The following is a 17,759-nucleotide window of genomic DNA, read 5'->3' as shown; positions in this document are numbered from 1 at the left end:
CTCAACTCCACGCGGGGTTATCATCGGATGGCGTGAGGTAGTAGTAGGCCAATCCGAGATAATCGAGCGCGCATGAAGCCGCATATACTTCATCCGAGCCAATAGACACGGACACAGCTTTCAGCTTCTCAATTGCATTTGCCGTGGCATCGCGAGCAGCCTTCAGTGCATCAGCATCAAAGGCCTTTGTTTTTCCAGTACTCATGTTTTCGCCACCTTTGTTGGTGCCGCCCCGACCTCATTCCCCCCAAGTTCGGCCTTGGTGATGATCGGCTCAGCTTTTTCTCCCGTCGCCTCTGCTTTTTCCAGCAGTTCGCGCATTCCAGGATATTCACCCGCTTCCAGAAGCTGGTTCGTGACACATCCGCGCATGACTGAAGGCGGGAGCGCGCCGAGGGCACCATAAATCTGAGCGGTCTGAGCGCGCTGCACAGCGATTGCAGCCCGCTCGGCTTCTGTCATCTGCCAGAGAGAACGCCACTCGAAATCAATCCCGGCAGGCCGAGAGCCAATCGCACTCCGAATGAGCGCTTCGTCTAGTCGGGAAATGGCGGGTGAGAGACTGTTTTCCTGTCGCCCCGACAGCATGTCGTAGTAGGACCGGAAATCCGCCTGGCCCGTGGCGTTCAAACCTTTAGGGGAGGTGCCAAGAAGACGCGTAACCGGGATATCTGCTGCTCCAGAAGCAATTTCGAGCAGCTTATTCAGAACATCGACCAGAGCCGTGAACGAGACCTGCTTTTGTTCCCACTTCTCCTGCGCATCCAGCAGCAGGGCGTTCTGGTTAGACTTGGCCATATTAGCCAGGCCAAACCGAGCCATGATCTGCCGCTGATACTGTGGATCAATGGAATTCTGATTCAGGCCAGGGATACTGAATACATCCACCTTCGCCTCAGTCGTCAGGCTAGCGGTGTTGTTGGCGGCAACATTGACGTTTCGGACAGCATCATACACGCGCTGGAGAACAGAATGACCCCAACCATCAACCCAATTGCTCTGCTCAAGGATTGGCCGACCAAGGAACCTGACTACGCGCGACGGGTGCAGGGAGGCTATCCGATCGCCACCCGAAAGCTGATATTGCTTCGGTTCGCCATACCATTCTGACAATGGGTCACGATCAAGGTCGGTAGCGTTCAGCTCCCAGCGGCTCAACACCGTCAGGTACTTCACGCCGTTACGTTTGATGCCCCCCAGATCCAGCGGCTTCGAAGGATCTTTAGACCCATCACCGATGATAATCCCTGCACCCCCATGGAGTGCCGCCAGCTTAAGGGCATGATTGACCTTCTGTTGGACATTCAGGCGTTTTTCTTCGGAAAGTAGAGCAGAAACCTGCCGCCTCCCGCCCGACCACTGACGCCATTCTCGCGTCATATCGTCGGCAGGGGCGTCAATGATTTTTCCTGACAGCCAGTCCGACGAGTAGAGGCTGTCCAGTTCAAACTTTGTCAGCAGGGTAGGAATGAATCTTGAATGTGAGAGCTTGTCTTTGGGTGTGCCCATCCCGGAGACAATATTCGTCAGGCTGTCACCGAGTTTCATAAAGCCTCACTGGGTCAGACCCAACTATACGACCCGTCAAAAACCGGATCTGTCCCCAACATCAATTCGGTAATGCCCCAGACCATCGCATCAGCCCGGTCAGGTGATTTCGAGCCCTGATAGCCAGCCGCTGAGAACTGGCACATCTGGTCTTCCAGATCAGGAAACCGCCCGTGATGGACAACCTTGCCTTGCTCATAGAGCGCAGCCACAGGCTCAGCCCGAGCAGCCTTGCCGCGGGATGCTGTCACCAACTTCACGGGCGCAGTCGGTCGAACCGCACGGATTGTGTTCTCCACCATCGCGCCGCCGAAGTTCTTTTCAGCAACGATCCGGTCAGCTTTCCAGAGATCCAGCGCATCAAGGGCGGCTTTCGCCCACTGAGCAGGGCCCATACGTCCCGTCAGATCGGCAAGAACATGCCCCACATCGTCACGGTCCAGTCCACAAACAGAGATGCCAATTTCGTCAGAGCGCTTGTCTTCCTCGCCGGCACATCCCGACGGATCGACCGACACGACAATGCGCTGCATCCGGGAAAGGATTTCCTCCCGGTTCGCATCCGCTACAGGCGTATCCCGCTTGATCCGATCCAGCGTCCAGAGCGCGCCTTCAATGGCGGTCTGGTAGTTGCCGTGGAGGAAGCGTTGCCGCTCTTTCTCAGGAAGCCCCTCAAGAAAGGCTAGATATTCCGGCGTCAGATTATCCCGGTTTGCGTCCGGGTTGATCTGCATCGTCGCATACGCCTCCGGGTTCGGAAGCGGTTGCCCGGATTTCGGTTCGACCTTGCGCTCGAATACCCCGTACAGCCAGTGAGACGTCGTGGGCGGGTTCGCGTCGATATACTCTTTCGGCGCCAGGCACGTTCTCTGTGCCAGTCGCGTCAGCAGCATGTTTCGTGCCGCATAACTGATCTGGCTCGCCTCGTTCATGTAAACGGTGGCGAATTCCAGACCGAGAATTTTTTCAGTACGATCCGAACTGTCCAGCCCGTGAAACAGAATCTCTGAGCCGTTGGGAAACCGAACGTACCAGTCAGTCTGATTCAGCGTGTAGGGCAGATCCGGAAAGCAGAGGCGCATCACCTTCTTGAAGGTGTCGTTGATGACCGTCGCTTTGAGGGCGTTAAACCGGTGCCTGAAAATCCCGTGCCGCGAACCGGGGGCTTTGACGGCCCGGATCACAATGGCCCGCACCAGCAAAAACGTCTTGCCCGACCGAGACCCGCCACGCAGCAGAATGTGTGTCGCAGGCGAACCCAGCAGCCGGTTTGCTTCGGCCTGTGCGGGGTTCAATGTGGCGACCATAATTACAGCGCGTCGTCGTCCGATGTGATGTTGATGCCGATTTCTCCAGACGTCTCAAGCTTGTCTTTGAACATGCCGAGATGCCTCCCAAGCTGCGTCAGTGCACCGAGCTTGTCCCACAACTTAATCTTGGCGACATGCTCGACTTCTTGCCCTTGCGTTCCCGGGACTGGCTTAACCACCACCTCGATCGAGGAGATCCGGGCCGCAGCATCCTCATCCATGTCTGTCGGACATTTGAGGGAGCCATTCTCAGAAAAGATTGCGCGAATGTCCCCGAAGCCTAACTTAGCCAGCTCCTGTACCACTCGATCCTGAGTGATTTCCGTTCGCTTGGACCGTCGAGCTTGCGCCTCAGAAATCGCATGTTGAATTTCTGGTTTCTGGAGGTTTTCAGATCCGATCTTAGCTGCCGTCTTTTGACTGTATCCAGCACGCAACGCAGCTTGTGTCGCGTTCAGATCGACAAGGTATTCCTCGACGAACCGCGCCTGTTTTGGCGTCAGGTCCGCCATAGTCTTATCCCTTCAACCAGTCGCCCGTTCCTTCGCCGTCCCGGACATGCGCATAGCGCGTCGTTGTGGCGAGCGATGAATGGCCGAGCATGGCCTGCACCACATGAGGCGGTGCGCCATTGTCCAAAGCGTGTGATGCACAAGCATGTCGCAACCAATGAGGCGTGACAGGCGCCGCGATGCCGGCACGCTTTGCAGCCCGCTTCACGATACGGCTGATTGCCTCGTGATTGAGCGCGCGCCCATCAACTCCGATCAGAACCGGAGCATCAGCCCGCTTATCAACCCGCGTCTCTTCCCACTGTCGCCAGAGCGAGGCCGGTACGGAGACGTGCCGGGTTTTGCCACCTTTGCCAAAGATCGACGCCGTGCCGCCTTGTTTCTTCCGAGTGAGATCGCGCCATGTCAGCCCGCAGGCCTCAGCGTTTCGCAGCCCCATCAGATAAAGCGTTCGCAGCACTGCCTTTCGGCGCGCGTCGTCTTCTCCCTCGATCATCCCAAGCACTTCCGCTTCGGACAGGATCCGCTCGTGCAAATCCTCCTGGACTTTGGCAGGACGGACCGGAGAGGCGACGTTGTGTTCGATGAACCTGTTTTCAGCAGCGAACCGCAGGCAGGATTTTACTGCTGCGAGCTTGCGCCGTTTAGAAGCTTCAGCGCCGGCGAGTGAGCCGTACCAATCCTGAACGTCTTCAAGCGTCACGTCAGCGAGCGGCTTACCGACGGCAGAAGCAAATCCGGAGAGGTCAGATCGGTACGCAGCCTCAGTGCATTTTGAGCGCCCGCGGAGCCACGATTTGACGAGCCTTTCGTCGGGAGAGATCGGGCATTTTTCCACGTCTTCAAAAACCCTGAAAATGCCTGATCTCTAAAAACCGTTGAGAAACTGCGGAAAACAAGCAGTCACCACCCTCAAAAACCAGCGGAAGAATAAACATTATTCTTGGGGTTTTAGGGCTCTAAAATAGTTATTCTTGGCCTTCATTATGCCGACCCCCAGAATAACAGAGCGTTATTTCTTGGGGTTAAGCATCTTCAAAAGCCCGCGCCTGAACCTCTTTCGAGATCCCCAGTTGAACCCGCGCCATCAAGGTATTGAAAGCCAATCCACCAGCCAAAACGACCGACGAAACTGGAACGCCGAACGGTACGCACCTGATTACAGAACCGCTATCAATCCGAAGATTGAGCGCTTCGAACCAATCCGGCGCCACATCCGCACGATGGCGAGGGCAGGGATCAATCTCAATCGGACAAATTGCAACGCTTCGATCTGTAACCGAGGCTACGAGATAACGCCCATTGCGCCACCACACCACAGATCCAGTCTGGATGGGTGACAGCATGAGCTCGATTGTCCGGTAATGACGCTAGGCGCAAGTGTCGCAGCGTGGAAAAACAATCTCACATCTGTGACACAGGTACAAGCACTTTCTCCAACCTCTGATCCGCTCGTCGTTCACTGCGCTTCAGGTCGTAAAACTCCGTAAGCTGCTGAAGAACGTGAGCGCATCGGCCAGACACTTTGTGGCTTGCTTGCGCACGGCTGACGCCCGGATAGAGAAGGGCCCCCATCGCAGAAAGCGACAGCTCCTGCACCAACATCCAATTCAGGATCTTGAACGAGCAAAGCCCGAGCGAGTTAGACACTTCCCGAAGATGCGCACTCGCACGCCCGCGAAAAATCAGCCACGAAACGGCGTCATGCTTCAACGCCTCTTCCTGCTCAACCTTGCGACGCTCGGAAGCGGGCAGGGCCTCGAAATATCCATTACGGGCCAGATCGTATTCACGCTGCCACTTCTTGGCCGAGGCAACGTCATCCCCGGTAATATCCCCCGCCATGTGAAGCGTGTTCACGACGGTAGCTTTTGCTCGTCGAACCTTCTTTCCGGACCCGACTGTCTCGTAGTCCTGCTTCGCCATCCGCTCGACCGTAGGAGAATTATCCTCTGCCCTCGGCAAAACGAACGCCGTTTTTCGCGTCTGCTTCGGAGTGGAAAACTGGCGGACGGTTTCGGCGAGTCCGTCGCGGGATGTCAGGGCTTTTGGCATGGCAGAATCTTAGTACAGGCGAGGGTGGCTGTACAAGGAGAAAACGCGAGCACTCCGGCGGATTGAATACACATCATACACATTCCCTCTTGCATTCGGTGTGTATAGTGTGTATTGATAATGCATGAACAGCGCCGAACTAATCCGAGAGCTGAAAAAAGCAGGATGGGAAGAAGTCAGATGCCGGGGATCACATCACATATTCCGCCACAAGGACCATAGACACTCGATCACAGTCCCCCACCCTAAAAAAGACCTCGGAAAAGGTTTGGTGGCAGCAATCAGAAAACAGGCCGGGTTGAAATAACCCGGCTGAAAGGCCGAAAATGAGATACCCAATCGTGATTGAGCGCGGATCAGATACCCAAGCATTCGGTGTGATCGTGCCTGATCTTCCAGGCTGCTTCTCCGCTGGCGATACGTTCAACGAAGCAATCGACAACGCTCAGGAAGCAATGGCGCTCTGGATCGAAGACGCGCTTGATAATTGCAACGCCGTTCCGGCGCCGAGCGATCTCGATACGCTCCGCGCCACGGGGCAGTGGTCGGGCTCTGAATGGATCTGGGGGTTTGTGGATATTGATCCGGCGCTGCTGGATGAGAAGTTCGAGCGCGTGAATATCACGCTACCTCGGCGCGTTATTGCTCGCCTTGACCGCGTAGCTAAAGAGGCGGGTGAAAGTCGTTCCAGCATGATTGCAAAACTGGCACTCAGCGCATGACCCAGAAAACAAAATCAGGCTGGGTCTACGACTGCTGCAAGTGCGGGAAGGGCGCGCCATTTGGTGTTGAGCGCCCGAACGGGGATCTGCATTACTGCTTCGAGTGCCGGCCAAAGCGCGCTAAATAATAAATGACGAGATCTTATAACGTGCCAAACGGTCAATCATGAAAGTCGTCCAAGTGCGCCATGAATGGCTCCGGAGTCCGGGCTTCTGGACGGTTTTATTTCTGTCCTACGCGGCAAATATCCTTACTCTTCCTCTATGGTTTGGTGGTCTGACGGGGCTTTTACTAGCCGTTTCCGATATAGAGCCGCAAAGTTACTTTTTGAGCTCGTTAGCGCTGCATACTATTCCGTACGTGCCTATCGCTGCGGGAATTCTCTCCGGCCCCTGCGCGAGCTTCGCATTTCGGAGACGAAAGTTTGGTATGGCCATTTTCTGGGTGTTGCTTCCATACGCAATAGCAATTTTAGAGTTCGAGCTTATAGCAAGTATGACCCCTAGGACCACCGGACCTTAGAGATCGAGCTCCTAGCCTGATTGATTTCGTCAATAGTGGCCTCAAAACTCCACCGGCTGGCTCTCAACCCACTTCCAAGTCCCGCGCCTGAATGCGGCAGTGAAGAGGACAAGTAAGGCGCCCCTTCCTCGCAGGGAAAACGAGCTTTTCCACGGGCGGGTATACCTACCACAATCATGTGGCCCTCACGCTTAGTCTCTAGCAATCGCTGCCTGAAGTGGCTCTCGATTGTCACTTTAAATCTTAAATGTCAGATCAGTGGCCAGCTCATTTTCGCAAGCTGTAATGCGAGGCAATGCGGTGGTCAGGCGTCCCACAGTCTCAGGAAGATGCAGATATGTGGTATGAGATCCACGATTACATGCCAAAGACAACATATGCGCGGGAGCGGAAAGAGCGTTTCATGAGGCTTTTTTCACATACTGCGATCGAAAGAAGCCCCCTTCCGGCCTGACTGTATAGCCGCCCTTTGGGGCGGCTTTTCCAATGCGCCGTTACTCGACATCTAAGTTCTTAGCGGAGATACAAAATATTTTCTTGTCTATACAGACATTTAATAATGCGCTTTTAATTCCGTAACGTTTTGAAATAAGGAATTTTGAGCATGACCGAAGTACCCAAGCCAAAACCAACTCGGAAAAATGAGACAACAGCGAATGAGGTAGGTAACGGTATTTGCGGCATTGTCATGCCGATTTCTACGATGTCCGATGATTATACGAAGCTTCATTGGAGCTTAGTGAAAGAGGTCATTGATACAGCAATCGAGAAAGCTGGATTTCAATCTAGACCAGCCTGGGTCGATCCAAGCAAAGATGTGATTCATGCAAAAATAATCAAAAATATTTATGAATGTGAGATAATAATATGCGATCTTAGCAACCTCAACCCTAATGTAATGCTTGAGACGGGAATTAGGCTATCAACAAAGAAACCAATTATCATCATAACGGATGGTGTAACAAAACCGCCATTTGATATAAATCCTATTGAATATATAGAATACCCGAGAAATCTTAATTACAAAGATACAATATTATTTATAAATGAATTATCTAGTAAAATATTAGATACTTCAGAACTATACAGAAGCGGTTCATATGTACCATTTATGCATCACTATACATACGACATAGTATCTCCAGAATCAAGAGTTATTACTGAAAACCAATTTATAGAAAACGAAATGAGAGAAGTGAAGTCAATTATATTAAAACTCCTAGAAAACCAAAATAAAGAAATATCACAAAAAATACCGCTCAGGGAAAGTAAAAAACTTAGGTATTCAGTAGATAATGATGAATCTGCGAAGCTCATAGAAAATGAATTAGGTAAATTATTAAGGGATATAAAATATGATAAGGTATATGAATTCACCCATGACGGTGAGAAAGAGTTAAATATTATATTTACTATTGATAGAAGAAATTTTAGTGATTATCAATTAAATGTAGCGGATAAAGTATTCAAATGGCATGGCGCTTGTAAGGTTTAAACTTATTTATTATTTCTGGAATATACTTGGTGATCTCTATCTATTCCTGAGCGCACGAAATTTATCTGCTAGTATTTTGGGATAAAGAAAGGGCGGCATTCAGTGCCGCCCCAAACCATTACCCCCAAGGGCGCTGAAGATCAGGAAACGCTTTCCCGGTCTTTATCTCAGAAATACGCCCTGGATTGACGTCAAAATCAGCCGCGATACGGTTCTGATATTCCTTCGTTGCAAGACGCGCGATGATAATCTGCGCGTCAAGATCAGTCAGTTTTTTCGACGGTTTTCGGTTATTTTTGGTCATAAAAGGGCTTCTTCTTTCTGATAAAGAAATGAAGAACCGCCTTGACCGACACCGCTGCTAACGCGTAAGATTCTCGCGCTAACGTAGCGTTAGGTGTTTCCACAGGCGGTTCAGACGCTCGTGGAATTAAAAGGGACGGGGGCTCAATCCCGTCCCTTTTTCGTATCTGCACCGAATGTAACTCACCTCCTGTGCAAGCGCAACGTATTTCGCCTTACAGTGCGTTTTTAACGTCTTCCGGTTGCACTGGCGGTAGAATGCACAGAGCGCCCTGTGCGGCAAACGTCGGCGCTCTCAAGGGTATGTCAGAGAGCGTGAGAGGTTCGTACATTACCCTTTATCACTCCGCACCTTCGGCAAGCGCCTGCCTGGCCATCCGAGCAGAACGAACAACGGCGGCGATTTCCGCATCTGTCGGCTTGGATCGCTCGCGCTGCTCAGGGGGCGCTTCGACCATGGCAAGCATGGCCTTGAGCGATGAAGCCTCGTCCCTGATCCGATCGGCAAAGGGCCGAAGGTGGGTGTGCAACTCTCCGGGTGCTGGCCAACGCGAGCCAACTGGGTAGCCGTTCCTGTCTGGCTGTCGCGTCCACGCTAACCGGCTCTCCGGGTTCCATGCTCCGGACGGAATATCGCCACAGACTTCAAAAATCACTTCCGCCAGATCGCGGGAAAGCTCTGCCGGCGCGTTCGTGACCAGCTTTGTGAGTTTCATCAGCCACGACGCCACGACAACAGGGTTGGGGGGAAGTGATGCACGCTCCGCATCAGCGAGTTGCTTGCGAATGGCTTGGACACGATCCGGCGTAAGATCCGACCGCCAGAGGTATCCTTCGCGCTTTGCGGCGATCAGCGCCTTTAGGTCGCCAGTGGCAGGCGTGTAGGTCGGGGCGAGGACGACGGCACCCGAGCTTTTGGTTGCGATGCTCATGCTCAAACCCTCTCGATGTCGGGCACGCCAGCCCATGCGGCGTTGACGGCGGCTCTGCGGTCGGCCTGCGTTGGGCGGCTAGTTGGCCGGATGTCCTGATCCCGCCTGACCCAGTTCCGCCATGTCGCATCCCAGTCCAGCTTTGATCCCCGAGATCCCGGAACGCCGAGCCAGTAGTCGCGGAACACGGCGACCGTCTTCACCGGGTCCACGCCATTGTCTCGGGCAAACTGGATTTGCTCAGGGGACGGGTGCCAGTTCTCGGCTAGGCGGCAAGCTCGCTTGGTCTTGGTGGATTTCGGGGCGACCGCAACAGCTTGACCGGGCGAAGCTTCGGTAGAAGCGCGCTCGCTCTCGAACGTAGTGAGAGAGTGTATATCTGCTTCTGTATCTGCTTCTGCTTCTTGGTGTTTAAGGGTTGGGGTTGCCTGTTGGTTAAGGGTGGGGGTTAACCCCTCGTCTTCTTCTGGCTTAACCTTAGGTGCCTTCTTCGGCTTGATCTGGGGATTACCCCCTTTCTTACCGTTGGCTGAGGCTTCGTCGCTGATGACCTTATCCCTGACCATACGGCGACTATAGATCGTGCCATCGTCTGAACGGCTGAAAACTCCGTTTTCTTCGAGTTCAGCAACCAGCTTGTTAGCATCTCTCTCGGAGCAGCCTAGGACAGCCGACAGCTGTCTCATGTTCGGTGTGCGACCGTTTACCAGCAGGTGTCCGACTGGGTTGGCGTCCGCCATCAGGCACAGCATTTCGATCCATGCACCACGTGCTGCGAGTGAGCACATTCGTAGCGCCGGATCACGTTGCCAATCCTGCCACCAAAATTTTGCCCATCTGCGCGCGCTCATGCCGCCACCTCTGCGCCCACAATTTCAGTGATCGTCACGACCGTCTTCTGCTCGCACAGACGGCGCTTCACACCTCGCACTTCGAGCCTGATGTGCTTCGGCCCATCGTCCACGACGAACCCCAGCCCACGCTTGTTCTTGATGCGCTGGCGAGCCCCCGGCTTCCGCACAGTCAGCGGACGAGGTGTGGTCAGGCAGTCGATCAGGCGCTTGGCAGACCCAACCAGATTGTCCGTGTCAGGCGTGCCGACAGAGTGCCGCTCAATCAGGACGTGTGCACGCTCAAACGGCACAGACGGGCGCAGGCGATACGCCACGGCCGCGACTTCGCGCTGCATGTCGTTCTTCTGCCTTGCCGTAGTGAAATGGCTGTAGCCAGTCGTGCGGTTTACGAGTGGGTACGGCGCGGGCAAGGTGAATGTGATTTTCCGGGTCACAGATATCTCCCATTCCCAGACCGATCGCGCTCCAGAGCTGCGAGCTGACGACGCAGGCTCCAGACCTCTTTCGTCAGTGTGTTGATCGTCTGGACCTTGGTAGCCACTACATCGAGGAACCGTGAGTTTTCGGCGCGGAGGCGAGTATTCTCTGCCTCCAGCACCGCGTCGGTTTTGCGTAGAAAGCCGATCATCGCGCCATTCCAAGTGCGCGGCAGTAGATGTCGAGAAGCGTCTCTTGCTCTTCACGCTCAGCGGGCTCCTGCTTGCGGAGGCGGATGATCTGCTTAATGACTTTCACGTCGAACCCGGCACTCTTAGCCTCAGAGAAGATGTCCTTAATGTCCCCTGCAAGGGCCTTGCGCTCTTCTTCCAAGCGCTCAACCCGTTCGATCAGGGAGCGCAGGCGATCAGCGGCAATCCCGCCTGTTGCAACGTCTTCAGAGTTGGCGAACGCTTCGGAATTGTGGCCTGTCATGTCGTTGGTCATGCGAGTTCTCCGAGAGCGACCCGGACGCGATTGGCGTCAGACGGATCCATGTGTGGGATCTTCTTTTCGATCCAGATTTTTGCTTTTGAGACGGCTTCGGCGCGGCTACTGCACTCGGAGCCATGGAAAGGGCAGCCGCCACCGGCTAGAGCTGCATGCCAGCAGGCATCCCAGAACCATGAGTGGCAGATACCGCGTGCAAGCCTGATCTCGGCAGCCGGAAGCACTGACCCTTTGCGCGGGATGCGCAGAACCGTATCGGCACGGGCATAGAGTTCATCATAGTGCCATGCAGAGAGGCCCTGATCTCCAAAGAGACCGGATGCAGATTCCATCATACATCCTCCCGGAAACGCCAGTATCCACCGGTAGGCGGAACCCACTCCACACCCAAGGCACGAGTAAGCGGGCTTTCCTTGCGAGGAATGGCTTTGACTCCATTACGGACGGCAGAAACAAACGCCTCAGTCACGCCAACCGCAGAGGCAAATGCCTTTGCTGTCCCTGCTTGATTAACCTTCGAGTTAAGAAGCTGGTACACGTCTGCCGTGGAAAGCATGTTCCTCATCGGCGCAACTCCTCACGGGCTGCCTTGAGGGCGCGTTCCATCTTGTCGGCCCACGTTTCCCAGTCGAACCAAGAGACGTGCAGGCAAAGGACGTGGCATGACGGCGGAGGACCGGCCTCGCGCTTCAGCCAAACAAACCGGCGTCGCAGCCGGACTTTGAACCAGGGCATGTATCTGCTCCTCGTGCGTGCTGGCGTTCTGCAACCAGCATCAGCACCTCGTTTCTGAGGTTTTCGGACGAGGCCATCAGCTCAATCAGCGCTTCCGCATCGGGCGCATTTTTGTCTGACAGCCAGTTACGTGCGGCTCGGGGTGTTTTCTTTGCAGCCCGGGCCAGCATTTCGGCTCCGAAGCGAAGCGGCATGAACTCGCGCCGGATCGCTTCAAGAAGTCGGTCGCGGACGGGCGCAACGGTAACGGCGCTCATTCGCGGAAACTTTCGGTCAATAATTGGCAAGGTTCGGTCGAGATCTGCCCGATCATTTCCCACGCTTTTTCTCCATTCTTCGTCATGTCACTGATCGAAGAGGAGAAACCGCAGATGGAGGACATGCCGCCCGGAACACCACAACTGGAACAAGACATTGACGAGCCGGTGCTGGCTCGCGGCCTGATCCTGCAAGCGCGATTGTGGGCCACTCTGCATCCCCGGATGGAGCAGGAGGTTCGGGACCACATCGCGCTTCGCGTTGCTGAGGAGTTAGGGGCGGTCATTGGGTGAGGTCAGCCAAACACGCCGAGAAGCGGGCGAGGGATGCGATTGCCGAAGATGGCCCGCCCCGCTTCAACGGGATCGGCGCCAGATTGAATGTCGCGGTCGAGCTTCGACAGCACACTGAAGGGGGCTAACCCACCAATCCATGTGGATGCCGCCTTTTTGGCCTGCGCCTTGGCCTGTTTGCGCAGCGCATCCCGAACGGCCTTTTCCTGATGCGCCTTCCGGATTTCAGCATCAGTTTTCGCCGTCCTGGTGCGGACAGTCTTCACGCCGCGCACTTTCATCGCGTCCCGAACTGACCATTCAGAGCAGCCGTATTTCAAGCCGATCTTTGCAAATGAAAGGCCTGCACCGCGCATCTTGAGGACATTTTCGGTCTCAACGTCCCAATCGATGCCAACGCGCTTGCCATGGGCTGCCATCACTTCATCCCCCGAAACGGAGCCATGAAGGCGGGGATCACGCAGAGGGTGACGAGCATGGTCATGCCTGAAGCGATCACAAAGAACGCTTCAATAGTTTCCAAGTCAGGCATCGCCGTTGACTCCCTTCTCGGAAGTACCGGGAGTAGAGTTATTGCGGGGATCGGCGGCAACCGAGTCCTCAAATGAGACGGACGGAAACATCCGCCTCAAAACATTCGCAACAACGTTTTCTGCGACGGCTTTTATTTCCGTCTCAGACAAACCGTCATTCATGGAGACATGGTTTGCCTTACGAGAATTTCTTTTTGGACGATATTCAGATCCAAATCGCTCCCGACCCTCACCGAGATATATTCCTGGTGAAATTTCGTGCGCACTGGGACCCGATGACTGATGTCCGGGCGCAGACGTCATTTTCAGGTCCGGCTCAGCCTGTCCCAGAGACGATATCCCGTCTCGAGCTAACTGTGCCCATGAAAACCCTTGCAGCACAGACGCGAGATCAATGGCGCATTTGGCTCCTGAATTACCTTCAGAACCCAGGCGGATAAGCGTCACTAGCAGTACCCACTGACGAACACTAATTGACACCGGACGGTCCGCATCGAGGTTTTGTACGTCTTCGATGCGGCTCTCTGGGTGCCAGAGAATGCCGAGGTACTGCGTGTATGAGCCCGGGGGTTTGACGTCAGGCATGGGCTGGCTCCTTGGTGGGGCGCTTGGCGCGGGCAGGGAGAAAGTCCTCAAAAGTGACTTGCCCATTAGTGAACTCCGCAATGCGACGGATCACCGGAAGTGCCGGAGTGCGTTCTTGTGTCAGATACCGATATACGGTTCTGATGCGGTGGCGCCCGGTCACGCCGATTGCATCGGCGAGATCCGAGACGGTAACGCCCTCTTGGCGTCTATATTCGTCTAGGGTCATGGCCATTAAGTTATGGCCATGATGGCCAATTAGTCAATCATAAACGGCCATCATGGCCATATATTTTTTGCTCTAAGTATGGCCAGACTGGACACATGACCGACGAGACACCTGAGAGCCGCGTTCAAGAGATCCGCGTAAAGCGCGAAATGCGTGCAGCCGATGTGGCACGACGCGCAAACATGGATCCCTCTACTTACAATAAAATTGATAAGGGAAAGCGCGGCGTCTCCCCGCAATTCGCCAAGGCTCTTGCTTCAGCCTTGGGGGTGGAGCGCGTAGAACTCCTGAAAGAGATCGGCTCCCCCATAGAGTTTGATGAACTGATAGAAGTAACAGAGTCTCCCCGGACAGCAGGCGATGCCCTGACCGTCCCTGAGATTGACGTGAGCCCACAGGCAGGAATGGGAGCTGTTGTCTCAGATATTGTTGAGCATCAGCAGCCGGTAGATCACTGGAGCTTCCCACGTGCGTTGGTGAGCGCGTTTATCTCCGACCCCTCCAAGCTGACTATCATCCGTGTGGCTGGCGATAGCATGGAGCCAGATTACTGCGCTGGAGACCGCATCCTGGTTGATACAGGCCACACAACACCGTCGCCCGCTGGCGTCTATGTGCTTTGGGATGGCCTTGGAGTTGTTTTGAAGCGTGTGGAAGTGGTGATGGGATCAGAGCCTAAGCTCATCCGGATCATGAGTATTAACCCGGCGTACCCAGCCTATGAATTGCCGCTGGATGATGTGCGGATCAACGGCCGCGTCGTTGGGAAGTGGACTTGGAAGTGAGGATTTGAAGCATGGCAAAAGATATTTCTAAAATTCCCGATGAGAAACAGGAAGAATTAATTTTAGCCCATTACGAGACCCCTGAGTGTTCTACGGATTTCCATATAGGAGAGGGTGGAGAGACGGTTTGGGCGACGCAAAGCCAGATCGCTGAAGCCTTTGAGGTATCTGTAAGGAATGTGAGTGAGCATCTTCAAAACATTTTCCGTGATGGAGAACTCGAAGAAGGTTCAGTTGTCCGGAAATTCCGGATAACTGCTAAAGATGGGAAAAATTACAACACCTTACACTACAACCTTGATGCGATCCTGAGTGTAGGGTATCGCGTGAGCGGACCCAAGGCGACGGCATTCCGCAAATGGGCCACGCAGGTTCTCAAAAGTTACATCACGCAAGGCTTTGCTCTTGATGAATCTCGCTTAAGACATGATCCGAATGCGCTGCAGGAATTAGCTGCAAAAGTTCGAGAGCTTCGATCCGACGAGCAAAATATTTATCGGAGTGTGAGGGATGTTTTTGCATTCGGTTCCAGTGATTATGATAGTAAAAGTCCGATCGTAAGATCTTTTTATGCGCGTCTTCAGGATAAATTTTTGTATGCCATCACGGGCCAGACTGCGGCCCAAGTAATTCTTGAAAGAGCCGACGCAAAAGCGCCCAATATGGGATTGACCAGCTTTTCTGGAAATAAAATTAGAAAGTTAGATATAAACACGGGAAAAAATTATCTTCAGAAAGATGAACTATATCTACTTCACATATTATGCGAACAGTTTCTTCTCTTCGTAGAATCATCTGCTCTACGAGGAAAAAAACTCAAAATGTCAGAGCTTGATAGGAAGTTCGATGAGCTTCTTCGGGTGCAAGACCAAAAAGTTCTAACTACTTATGATGGATTTTTCAAAGGAAGGGCTACTCAGCATGCTGAGCGGGAATGGGCCCGATGGCAAGCAGAGCGGCTTACTCGATAATAGACCACCCGGCTCCGGCCGGGTTTCTTTTTGTTTCATGGTCGCCATGATCTTGCACAAGAAACCCTGCGTTATGAGCGGCAGGAGGTTCCTATGAACAAGATTGCAAAGATTGGCACTGCCATTGGTTTGGCTCTCGCACTTTCCGCCTGTTGGGGGCCTGGTCCGGATGGAATGGGCGGGCCGGGTGGCGGCGGTCCTGGCGGTGGCCCCGGAGGCGATCAAGGCGGACCCGGCGGCGGTTACAGTCAGGGTGGCGGCCCAGGTGGTGGCGACATGGGAGGAATGGGCGGCGGTGGCGGCCCAGGCGGCGGAATGTAAGTATGAGACCCAGCTTCGGCTGGGTTTTCTTTTATCGGGGGGAACTGCCGCCGCACGCAGACTTTAAATGGTCTCACCGCAGAAATTTAGAGGAGGAGACCATGCACGGCGTTTGTGATTTGATCTTTGACCTGCTGGAAAGTCATGCGAGCGAGCTGCCCAATCCGCCCCCTCCGATGCCGCCACCCATGCCTCCGGCGCCCGATACCCCCACCGTGCCTGATGAGCCACCTCCACTGGAAGAGCCTCCGGAGCTCATGAATTAAAAGCAAATCTAGATTTATGTTTGTTGCGATGTTGATATGGTCTCTCATCTAAGGCTCGCATCCTGCGGGCTGTGGGGGAGGGCTTGAATGAGCAAGATCATCAAAATCAGCGCAGGCATCGGATTGGCAGTCGCAATGGCTGCGTGCAGCGCAACTCCGGCAGATGCTGGCAAGACGGGCGCCAAGCCCATCGGTGAACCCACAGCCTACTACGGGCGAGACAGAGACAACTGAGAACTTTGAACCCGGTGAGAGCCGGGTTTCTTTTTGTGCGATACAATCGATAAAATTACGTGGCCATAAAAAAGATGGCCGAAATGGCCAAATAGATGTTGACGAAGTGGCCATCCTGGCCATAGATTAATCCCACGCCAGAACGGCGATGGGAGAAACGCTCGTGACAGAGATCACACTTTTCCGATTTGAGAATAAGCCTCTTGAGGTTTTCGTTCAGTGCAACGGTGACATCGTGTTTGATGCTGCTGAAGTCTGCCGCATCCTTGAGCTGTCACATGTAGGCTCGGCTCTGCGTGTCCTCGATGAGGATGAAAAGGGTGTGCATACTAAGCACACCCTTGGCGGGGAGCAGAAGGCCGCATTCATTACAGAGCCTGGTCTTTACAAGCTCATCAGCCGCAGTCGAAAACCGGAGGCTAAGCGCTTTGACCGTTGGGTTCGACATGACGTGCTTCCTCAGATCCGCAAGACAGGAGGATACGCCGTACAGGCACCTCGCGCTCTGACGGAACAAGAAATTGTCGCGCAGGCATTGCAGATCACAACGCGCCAAGTGGCAGAGCTCACTGCAGAGGTCACGGTCCTCCGCCCGCAGGCGGAAGCTCTAAAGGTCATCACCGAGGCAGACAGTGATCTTGGCGTTCGCGATGCTGGACGTGAACTTCAGATCGGCCAGAACCGCGTTGTCGAGTTCTGCCTCAAGCATGGATGGGCCTGCCGAGAGGGCGGGAAGCTGAAGGCGGCGCATTATGGCCTAGACAAGAAGTACTGCCGTATGTGCGCTGCGCCTTACACTGACCGGTTCACAGGTGAAACCAAAATCCGTGAAGATTTCCGCCTGACACGCAAAGGCATCGAGCGCATTGCCTATCGTCTCGCCAAGCAGCTCACGGCCAACCGTGAGAAGCAGGCACAGCTCGCCTGTGAGATGGAGCTGCACTGATGCCATACCCGGATAACTTCAATCAGGCGGCATTTGATCGTCGGATGGGCGGTAACAGCAATGGCCGAGTAGTCGAGCTGCGGCTCAAGCTGGCTGACATCGAGCGCCGCACGGATGCCGTACAGAATGAGTTGGACCGACTGGATGACCAGTGGGGCGAATTGAATGAAGAGATCAAGTCGCTAGAGGTGGCCTGCTGATGCCCATGGTTCTCGACCGCCCGAAGGGCAAGCTGGTCACGATGGATTTCAACACGGCCATGGGGAGGATTCAGTCAGTTACTGAGGTACTCCTATGCTGCAGGGACGCCATGCGAGAGATGGGCGCTAGCGAAATCTCCGAGAAATGCAGTTTGGCAAAAGGCGAGCTTGAGCAGCTCATCGATGAACTGACCTACTTCGAAGAATAACCAAGTAAAACAC

General features: G+C 54.2%; 30 protein-coding genes. 12 read left to right on the top strand and 18 right to left on the bottom strand.

Annotated elements, in window-relative coordinates:
- Window position 1 precedes the first annotated feature (1 nt).
- The 7 genes from GFR01_RS15790 to GFR01_RS12470 form a co-directional block, all read right to left on the bottom strand.
- Window positions 2–205, bottom strand: a complete 204-nt coding sequence (locus GFR01_RS15790) for a hypothetical protein (RefSeq protein WP_167384261.1) — start codon at window positions 203–205, stop codon at window positions 2–4.
- Window positions 202–1,548 (bottom strand): DUF1073 domain-containing protein, encoded by a 1,347-nt coding sequence (locus GFR01_RS12495; RefSeq protein ID WP_099182719.1) that lies wholly within the window; start codon window positions 1,546–1,548, stop codon window positions 202–204. Before GFR01_RS12495 ends, GFR01_RS15790 begins: the two co-directional genes overlap by 4 nt.
- A gap of 14 nt (window positions 1,549–1,562) precedes the next feature.
- Entirely contained in the window at window positions 1,563–2,855 is a 1,293-nt protein-coding gene (locus tag GFR01_RS12490; protein WP_174694711.1) for a phage terminase large subunit, read from the bottom strand.
- A 2-nt stretch (window positions 2,856–2,857) separates the two neighbouring features.
- Window positions 2,858–3,370 (bottom strand): terminase small subunit, encoded by a 513-nt coding sequence (locus tag GFR01_RS12485; RefSeq protein WP_099182718.1) that lies wholly within the window; start codon window positions 3,368–3,370, stop codon window positions 2,858–2,860.
- 4 nt (window positions 3,371–3,374) lie between these two features.
- Entirely contained in the window at window positions 3,375–4,208 is an 834-nt protein-coding gene (locus tag GFR01_RS12480; protein ID WP_099182717.1) for a tyrosine-type recombinase/integrase, read from the bottom strand.
- Between the two features lie 187 nt (window positions 4,209–4,395).
- The gene (locus GFR01_RS12475) at window positions 4,396–4,716 is read right to left on the bottom strand and encodes a hypothetical protein (RefSeq protein ID WP_099182716.1); all 321 of its coding nucleotides are present in this window, start codon (window positions 4,714–4,716) and stop codon (window positions 4,396–4,398) included.
- 58 nt (window positions 4,717–4,774) lie between these two features.
- A complete protein-coding gene (locus GFR01_RS12470) occupies window positions 4,775–5,425 on the bottom strand; it encodes a hypothetical protein (RefSeq protein ID WP_099182715.1) in 651 nt (216 codons plus the stop codon).
- Between the two features lie 124 nt (window positions 5,426–5,549).
- Between GFR01_RS12470 and GFR01_RS12465 the strand changes: the two genes are divergently transcribed.
- The 3 genes from GFR01_RS12465 (at window position 5,550) to GFR01_RS12450 (ending at window position 8,165) form a co-directional block, all read left to right on the top strand.
- Window positions 5,550–5,732, top strand: a complete 183-nt coding sequence (locus GFR01_RS12465) for a type II toxin-antitoxin system HicA family toxin (protein ID WP_099182714.1) — start codon at window positions 5,550–5,552, stop codon at window positions 5,730–5,732.
- Window positions 5,733–5,751: 19 nt separating this feature from the next.
- Window positions 5,752–6,147 carry a type II toxin-antitoxin system HicB family antitoxin gene (locus tag GFR01_RS12460; protein ID WP_099182713.1) on the top strand — a complete coding sequence of 132 codons (396 nt, stop codon included), beginning with the start codon at window positions 5,752–5,754 and terminating at the stop codon, window positions 6,145–6,147.
- A gap of 1,127 nt (window positions 6,148–7,274) precedes the next feature.
- Complete coding sequence (locus tag GFR01_RS12450) at window positions 7,275–8,165, top strand: hypothetical protein (RefSeq protein WP_099182711.1); 891 nt, start codon at window positions 7,275–7,277, stop codon at window positions 8,163–8,165.
- A 644-nt stretch (window positions 8,166–8,809) separates the two neighbouring features.
- Here the strand turns inward: GFR01_RS12450 and GFR01_RS12440 are convergent.
- From GFR01_RS12440 to GFR01_RS12405, 8 genes are all read right to left on the bottom strand, one after another.
- A complete protein-coding gene (locus GFR01_RS12440) occupies window positions 8,810–9,400 on the bottom strand; it encodes a hypothetical protein (protein WP_099182709.1) in 591 nt (196 codons plus the stop codon).
- Between the two features lie 2 nt (window positions 9,401–9,402).
- Complete coding sequence (locus GFR01_RS12435; protein ID WP_099182708.1) at window positions 9,403–10,251, bottom strand: hypothetical protein; 849 nt, start codon at window positions 10,249–10,251, stop codon at window positions 9,403–9,405.
- On the bottom strand, window positions 10,248–10,688 hold the full coding sequence (locus GFR01_RS12430) for a hypothetical protein (protein WP_099182707.1): 441 nt from the start codon (window positions 10,686–10,688) through the stop codon (window positions 10,248–10,250). Before GFR01_RS12430 ends, GFR01_RS12435 begins: the two co-directional genes overlap by 4 nt.
- Complete coding sequence (locus tag GFR01_RS12425) at window positions 10,685–10,882, bottom strand: hypothetical protein (RefSeq protein WP_099182706.1); 198 nt, start codon at window positions 10,880–10,882, stop codon at window positions 10,685–10,687. Before GFR01_RS12425 ends, GFR01_RS12430 begins: the two co-directional genes overlap by 4 nt.
- Window positions 10,879–11,178, bottom strand: a complete 300-nt coding sequence (locus GFR01_RS12420; RefSeq protein ID WP_373317613.1) for a DUF2312 domain-containing protein — start codon at window positions 11,176–11,178, stop codon at window positions 10,879–10,881. The genes GFR01_RS12425 and GFR01_RS12420 overlap by 4 nt, the downstream gene beginning before the upstream one ends.
- Window positions 11,175–11,516, bottom strand: coding sequence for a hypothetical protein (locus GFR01_RS12415; RefSeq protein WP_099182705.1), 342 nt, complete (start codon window positions 11,514–11,516; stop codon window positions 11,175–11,177). The genes GFR01_RS12420 and GFR01_RS12415 overlap by 4 nt, the downstream gene beginning before the upstream one ends.
- Complete coding sequence (locus tag GFR01_RS12410) at window positions 11,513–11,746, bottom strand: hypothetical protein (RefSeq protein WP_099182704.1); 234 nt, start codon at window positions 11,744–11,746, stop codon at window positions 11,513–11,515. The genes GFR01_RS12415 and GFR01_RS12410 overlap by 4 nt, the downstream gene beginning before the upstream one ends.
- A gap of 124 nt (window positions 11,747–11,870) precedes the next feature.
- On the bottom strand, window positions 11,871–12,173 hold the full coding sequence (locus tag GFR01_RS12405; RefSeq protein ID WP_099182703.1) for a hypothetical protein: 303 nt from the start codon (window positions 12,171–12,173) through the stop codon (window positions 11,871–11,873).
- 114 nt (window positions 12,174–12,287) lie between these two features.
- Here GFR01_RS12405 and GFR01_RS12400 point away from each other — a divergent pair, with 114 nt between their 5' ends.
- Window positions 12,288–12,467 (top strand): hypothetical protein, encoded by a 180-nt coding sequence (locus GFR01_RS12400; RefSeq protein ID WP_099182702.1) that lies wholly within the window; start codon window positions 12,288–12,290, stop codon window positions 12,465–12,467.
- Between the two features lie 2 nt (window positions 12,468–12,469).
- Here GFR01_RS12400 and GFR01_RS12395 read toward each other — a convergent pair whose 3' ends face one another.
- From GFR01_RS12395 to GFR01_RS15555, 3 genes are all read right to left on the bottom strand, one after another.
- Window positions 12,470–12,886, bottom strand: coding sequence for a hypothetical protein (locus tag GFR01_RS12395; protein ID WP_099182701.1), 417 nt, complete (start codon window positions 12,884–12,886; stop codon window positions 12,470–12,472).
- 105 nt (window positions 12,887–12,991) lie between these two features.
- A complete protein-coding gene (locus GFR01_RS12390) occupies window positions 12,992–13,585 on the bottom strand; it encodes a hypothetical protein (protein ID WP_099182700.1) in 594 nt (197 codons plus the stop codon).
- Window positions 13,578–13,820, bottom strand: coding sequence for a helix-turn-helix domain-containing protein (locus tag GFR01_RS15555; protein WP_145994574.1), 243 nt, complete (start codon window positions 13,818–13,820; stop codon window positions 13,578–13,580). Before GFR01_RS15555 ends, GFR01_RS12390 begins: the two co-directional genes overlap by 8 nt.
- An 89-nt stretch (window positions 13,821–13,909) precedes the next feature.
- Here GFR01_RS15555 and GFR01_RS12380 point away from each other — a divergent pair, with 89 nt between their 5' ends.
- The 8 genes from GFR01_RS12380 to GFR01_RS12360 all read left to right on the top strand — a co-directional run bounded on the left by GFR01_RS12380 (window position 13,910) and on the right by GFR01_RS12360 (window position 17,746).
- Window positions 13,910–14,599, top strand: coding sequence for a LexA family transcriptional regulator (locus tag GFR01_RS12380; RefSeq protein WP_244902285.1), 690 nt, complete (start codon window positions 13,910–13,912; stop codon window positions 14,597–14,599).
- Between the two features lie 11 nt (window positions 14,600–14,610).
- Window positions 14,611–15,570 (top strand): RhuM family protein, encoded by a 960-nt coding sequence (gene rhuM / locus GFR01_RS12375; RefSeq protein ID WP_099182698.1) that lies wholly within the window; start codon window positions 14,611–14,613, stop codon window positions 15,568–15,570.
- 93 nt (window positions 15,571–15,663) lie between these two features.
- Window positions 15,664–15,891, top strand: coding sequence for a hypothetical protein (locus tag GFR01_RS16135; protein WP_264780566.1), 228 nt, complete (start codon window positions 15,664–15,666; stop codon window positions 15,889–15,891).
- A 101-nt stretch (window positions 15,892–15,992) separates the two neighbouring features.
- Complete coding sequence (locus GFR01_RS15780) at window positions 15,993–16,157, top strand: hypothetical protein (protein ID WP_167384259.1); 165 nt, start codon at window positions 15,993–15,995, stop codon at window positions 16,155–16,157.
- 87 nt (window positions 16,158–16,244) lie between these two features.
- A complete protein-coding gene (locus GFR01_RS15775) occupies window positions 16,245–16,391 on the top strand; it encodes a hypothetical protein (RefSeq protein ID WP_167384258.1) in 147 nt (48 codons plus the stop codon).
- Between the two features lie 163 nt (window positions 16,392–16,554).
- Window positions 16,555–17,337: a BRO family protein gene (locus GFR01_RS12370; protein ID WP_167384257.1), complete on the top strand. Its 783-nt coding sequence runs from the start codon at window positions 16,555–16,557 to the stop codon at window positions 17,335–17,337.
- The gene (locus GFR01_RS12365) at window positions 17,337–17,537 is read left to right on the top strand and encodes a hypothetical protein (protein ID WP_099182696.1); all 201 of its coding nucleotides are present in this window, start codon (window positions 17,337–17,339) and stop codon (window positions 17,535–17,537) included. The genes GFR01_RS12370 and GFR01_RS12365 overlap by 1 nt, the downstream gene beginning before the upstream one ends.
- Window positions 17,537–17,746: a hypothetical protein gene (locus GFR01_RS12360; protein WP_099182695.1), complete on the top strand. Its 210-nt coding sequence runs from the start codon at window positions 17,537–17,539 to the stop codon at window positions 17,744–17,746. Before GFR01_RS12365 ends, GFR01_RS12360 begins: the two co-directional genes overlap by 1 nt.
- Window positions 17,747–17,759: the final 13 nt, after the last annotated feature.

The organism is Gluconobacter frateurii (assembly GCF_002723955.1).
Lineage (GTDB): Bacteria > Pseudomonadota > Alphaproteobacteria > Acetobacterales > Acetobacteraceae > Gluconobacter > Gluconobacter frateurii.
Note: the sequence above shows the minus strand (reverse complement) of the source record. Positions and strands in the feature narration are given on the sequence as shown.

What these genes read in the sequence shown, in the direction of transcription:
- GFR01_RS12485 (WP_099182718.1), bottom strand. Translation starts at nt 3,370, where the DNA reads ATGGCGGACCTGACGCCAAAACAGGCGCGGTTCGTCGAGGAATACCTT.
- GFR01_RS12365 (WP_099182696.1), top strand. Translation starts at nt 17,337, where the DNA reads ATGCCATACCCGGATAACTTCAATCAGGCGGCATTTGATCGTCGGATG.
- GFR01_RS12490 (WP_174694711.1), bottom strand. Translation starts at nt 2,855, where the DNA reads ATGGTCGCCACATTGAACCCCGCACAGGCCGAAGCAAACCGGCTGCTG.
- GFR01_RS12440 (WP_099182709.1), bottom strand. Translation starts at nt 9,400, where the DNA reads ATGAGCATCGCAACCAAAAGCTCGGGTGCCGTCGTCCTCGCCCCGACC.
- GFR01_RS12390 (WP_099182700.1), bottom strand. Translation starts at nt 13,585, where the DNA reads ATGCCTGACGTCAAACCCCCGGGCTCATACACGCAGTACCTCGGCATT.
- GFR01_RS16135 (WP_264780566.1), top strand. Translation starts at nt 15,664, where the DNA reads ATGAACAAGATTGCAAAGATTGGCACTGCCATTGGTTTGGCTCTCGCA.
- GFR01_RS15790 (WP_167384261.1), bottom strand. Translation starts at nt 205, where the DNA reads ATGAGTACTGGAAAAACAAAGGCCTTTGATGCTGATGCACTGAAGGCT.
- GFR01_RS12495 (WP_099182719.1), bottom strand. Translation starts at nt 1,548, where the DNA reads ATGAAACTCGGTGACAGCCTGACGAATATTGTCTCCGGGATGGGCACA.
- GFR01_RS12410 (WP_099182704.1), bottom strand. Translation starts at nt 11,746, where the DNA reads ATGAGGAACATGCTTTCCACGGCAGACGTGTACCAGCTTCTTAACTCG.
- GFR01_RS15780 (WP_167384259.1), top strand. Translation starts at nt 15,993, where the DNA reads ATGCACGGCGTTTGTGATTTGATCTTTGACCTGCTGGAAAGTCATGCG.
- GFR01_RS12420 (WP_373317613.1), bottom strand. Translation starts at nt 11,178, where the DNA reads ATGACCAACGACATGACAGGCCACAATTCCGAAGCGTTCGCCAACTCT.
- GFR01_RS12400 (WP_099182702.1), top strand. Translation starts at nt 12,288, where the DNA reads ATGGAGGACATGCCGCCCGGAACACCACAACTGGAACAAGACATTGAC.
- GFR01_RS12450 (WP_099182711.1), top strand. Translation starts at nt 7,275, where the DNA reads ATGACCGAAGTACCCAAGCCAAAACCAACTCGGAAAAATGAGACAACA.
- GFR01_RS12465 (WP_099182714.1), top strand. Translation starts at nt 5,550, where the DNA reads ATGAACAGCGCCGAACTAATCCGAGAGCTGAAAAAAGCAGGATGGGAA.
- GFR01_RS12415 (WP_099182705.1), bottom strand. Translation starts at nt 11,516, where the DNA reads ATGATGGAATCTGCATCCGGTCTCTTTGGAGATCAGGGCCTCTCTGCA.
- GFR01_RS12405 (WP_099182703.1), bottom strand. Translation starts at nt 12,173, where the DNA reads ATGAGCGCCGTTACCGTTGCGCCCGTCCGCGACCGACTTCTTGAAGCG.
- GFR01_RS12360 (WP_099182695.1), top strand. Translation starts at nt 17,537, where the DNA reads ATGCCCATGGTTCTCGACCGCCCGAAGGGCAAGCTGGTCACGATGGAT.
- GFR01_RS12425 (WP_099182706.1), bottom strand. Translation starts at nt 10,882, where the DNA reads ATGATCGGCTTTCTACGCAAAACCGACGCGGTGCTGGAGGCAGAGAAT.
- GFR01_RS12435 (WP_099182708.1), bottom strand. Translation starts at nt 10,251, where the DNA reads ATGAGCGCGCGCAGATGGGCAAAATTTTGGTGGCAGGATTGGCAACGT.
- GFR01_RS15775 (WP_167384258.1), top strand. Translation starts at nt 16,245, where the DNA reads ATGAGCAAGATCATCAAAATCAGCGCAGGCATCGGATTGGCAGTCGCA.
- GFR01_RS12475 (WP_099182716.1), bottom strand. Translation starts at nt 4,716, where the DNA reads ATGCTGTCACCCATCCAGACTGGATCTGTGGTGTGGTGGCGCAATGGG.
- rhuM (WP_099182698.1), top strand. Translation starts at nt 14,611, where the DNA reads ATGGCAAAAGATATTTCTAAAATTCCCGATGAGAAACAGGAAGAATTA.
- GFR01_RS12380 (WP_244902285.1), top strand. Translation starts at nt 13,910, where the DNA reads ATGACCGACGAGACACCTGAGAGCCGCGTTCAAGAGATCCGCGTAAAG.
- GFR01_RS12395 (WP_099182701.1), bottom strand. Translation starts at nt 12,886, where the DNA reads ATGGCAGCCCATGGCAAGCGCGTTGGCATCGATTGGGACGTTGAGACC.
- GFR01_RS15555 (WP_145994574.1), bottom strand. Translation starts at nt 13,820, where the DNA reads ATGGCCATGACCCTAGACGAATATAGACGCCAAGAGGGCGTTACCGTC.
- GFR01_RS12470 (WP_099182715.1), bottom strand. Translation starts at nt 5,425, where the DNA reads ATGCCAAAAGCCCTGACATCCCGCGACGGACTCGCCGAAACCGTCCGC.
- GFR01_RS12460 (WP_099182713.1), top strand. Translation starts at nt 5,752, where the DNA reads ATGAGATACCCAATCGTGATTGAGCGCGGATCAGATACCCAAGCATTC.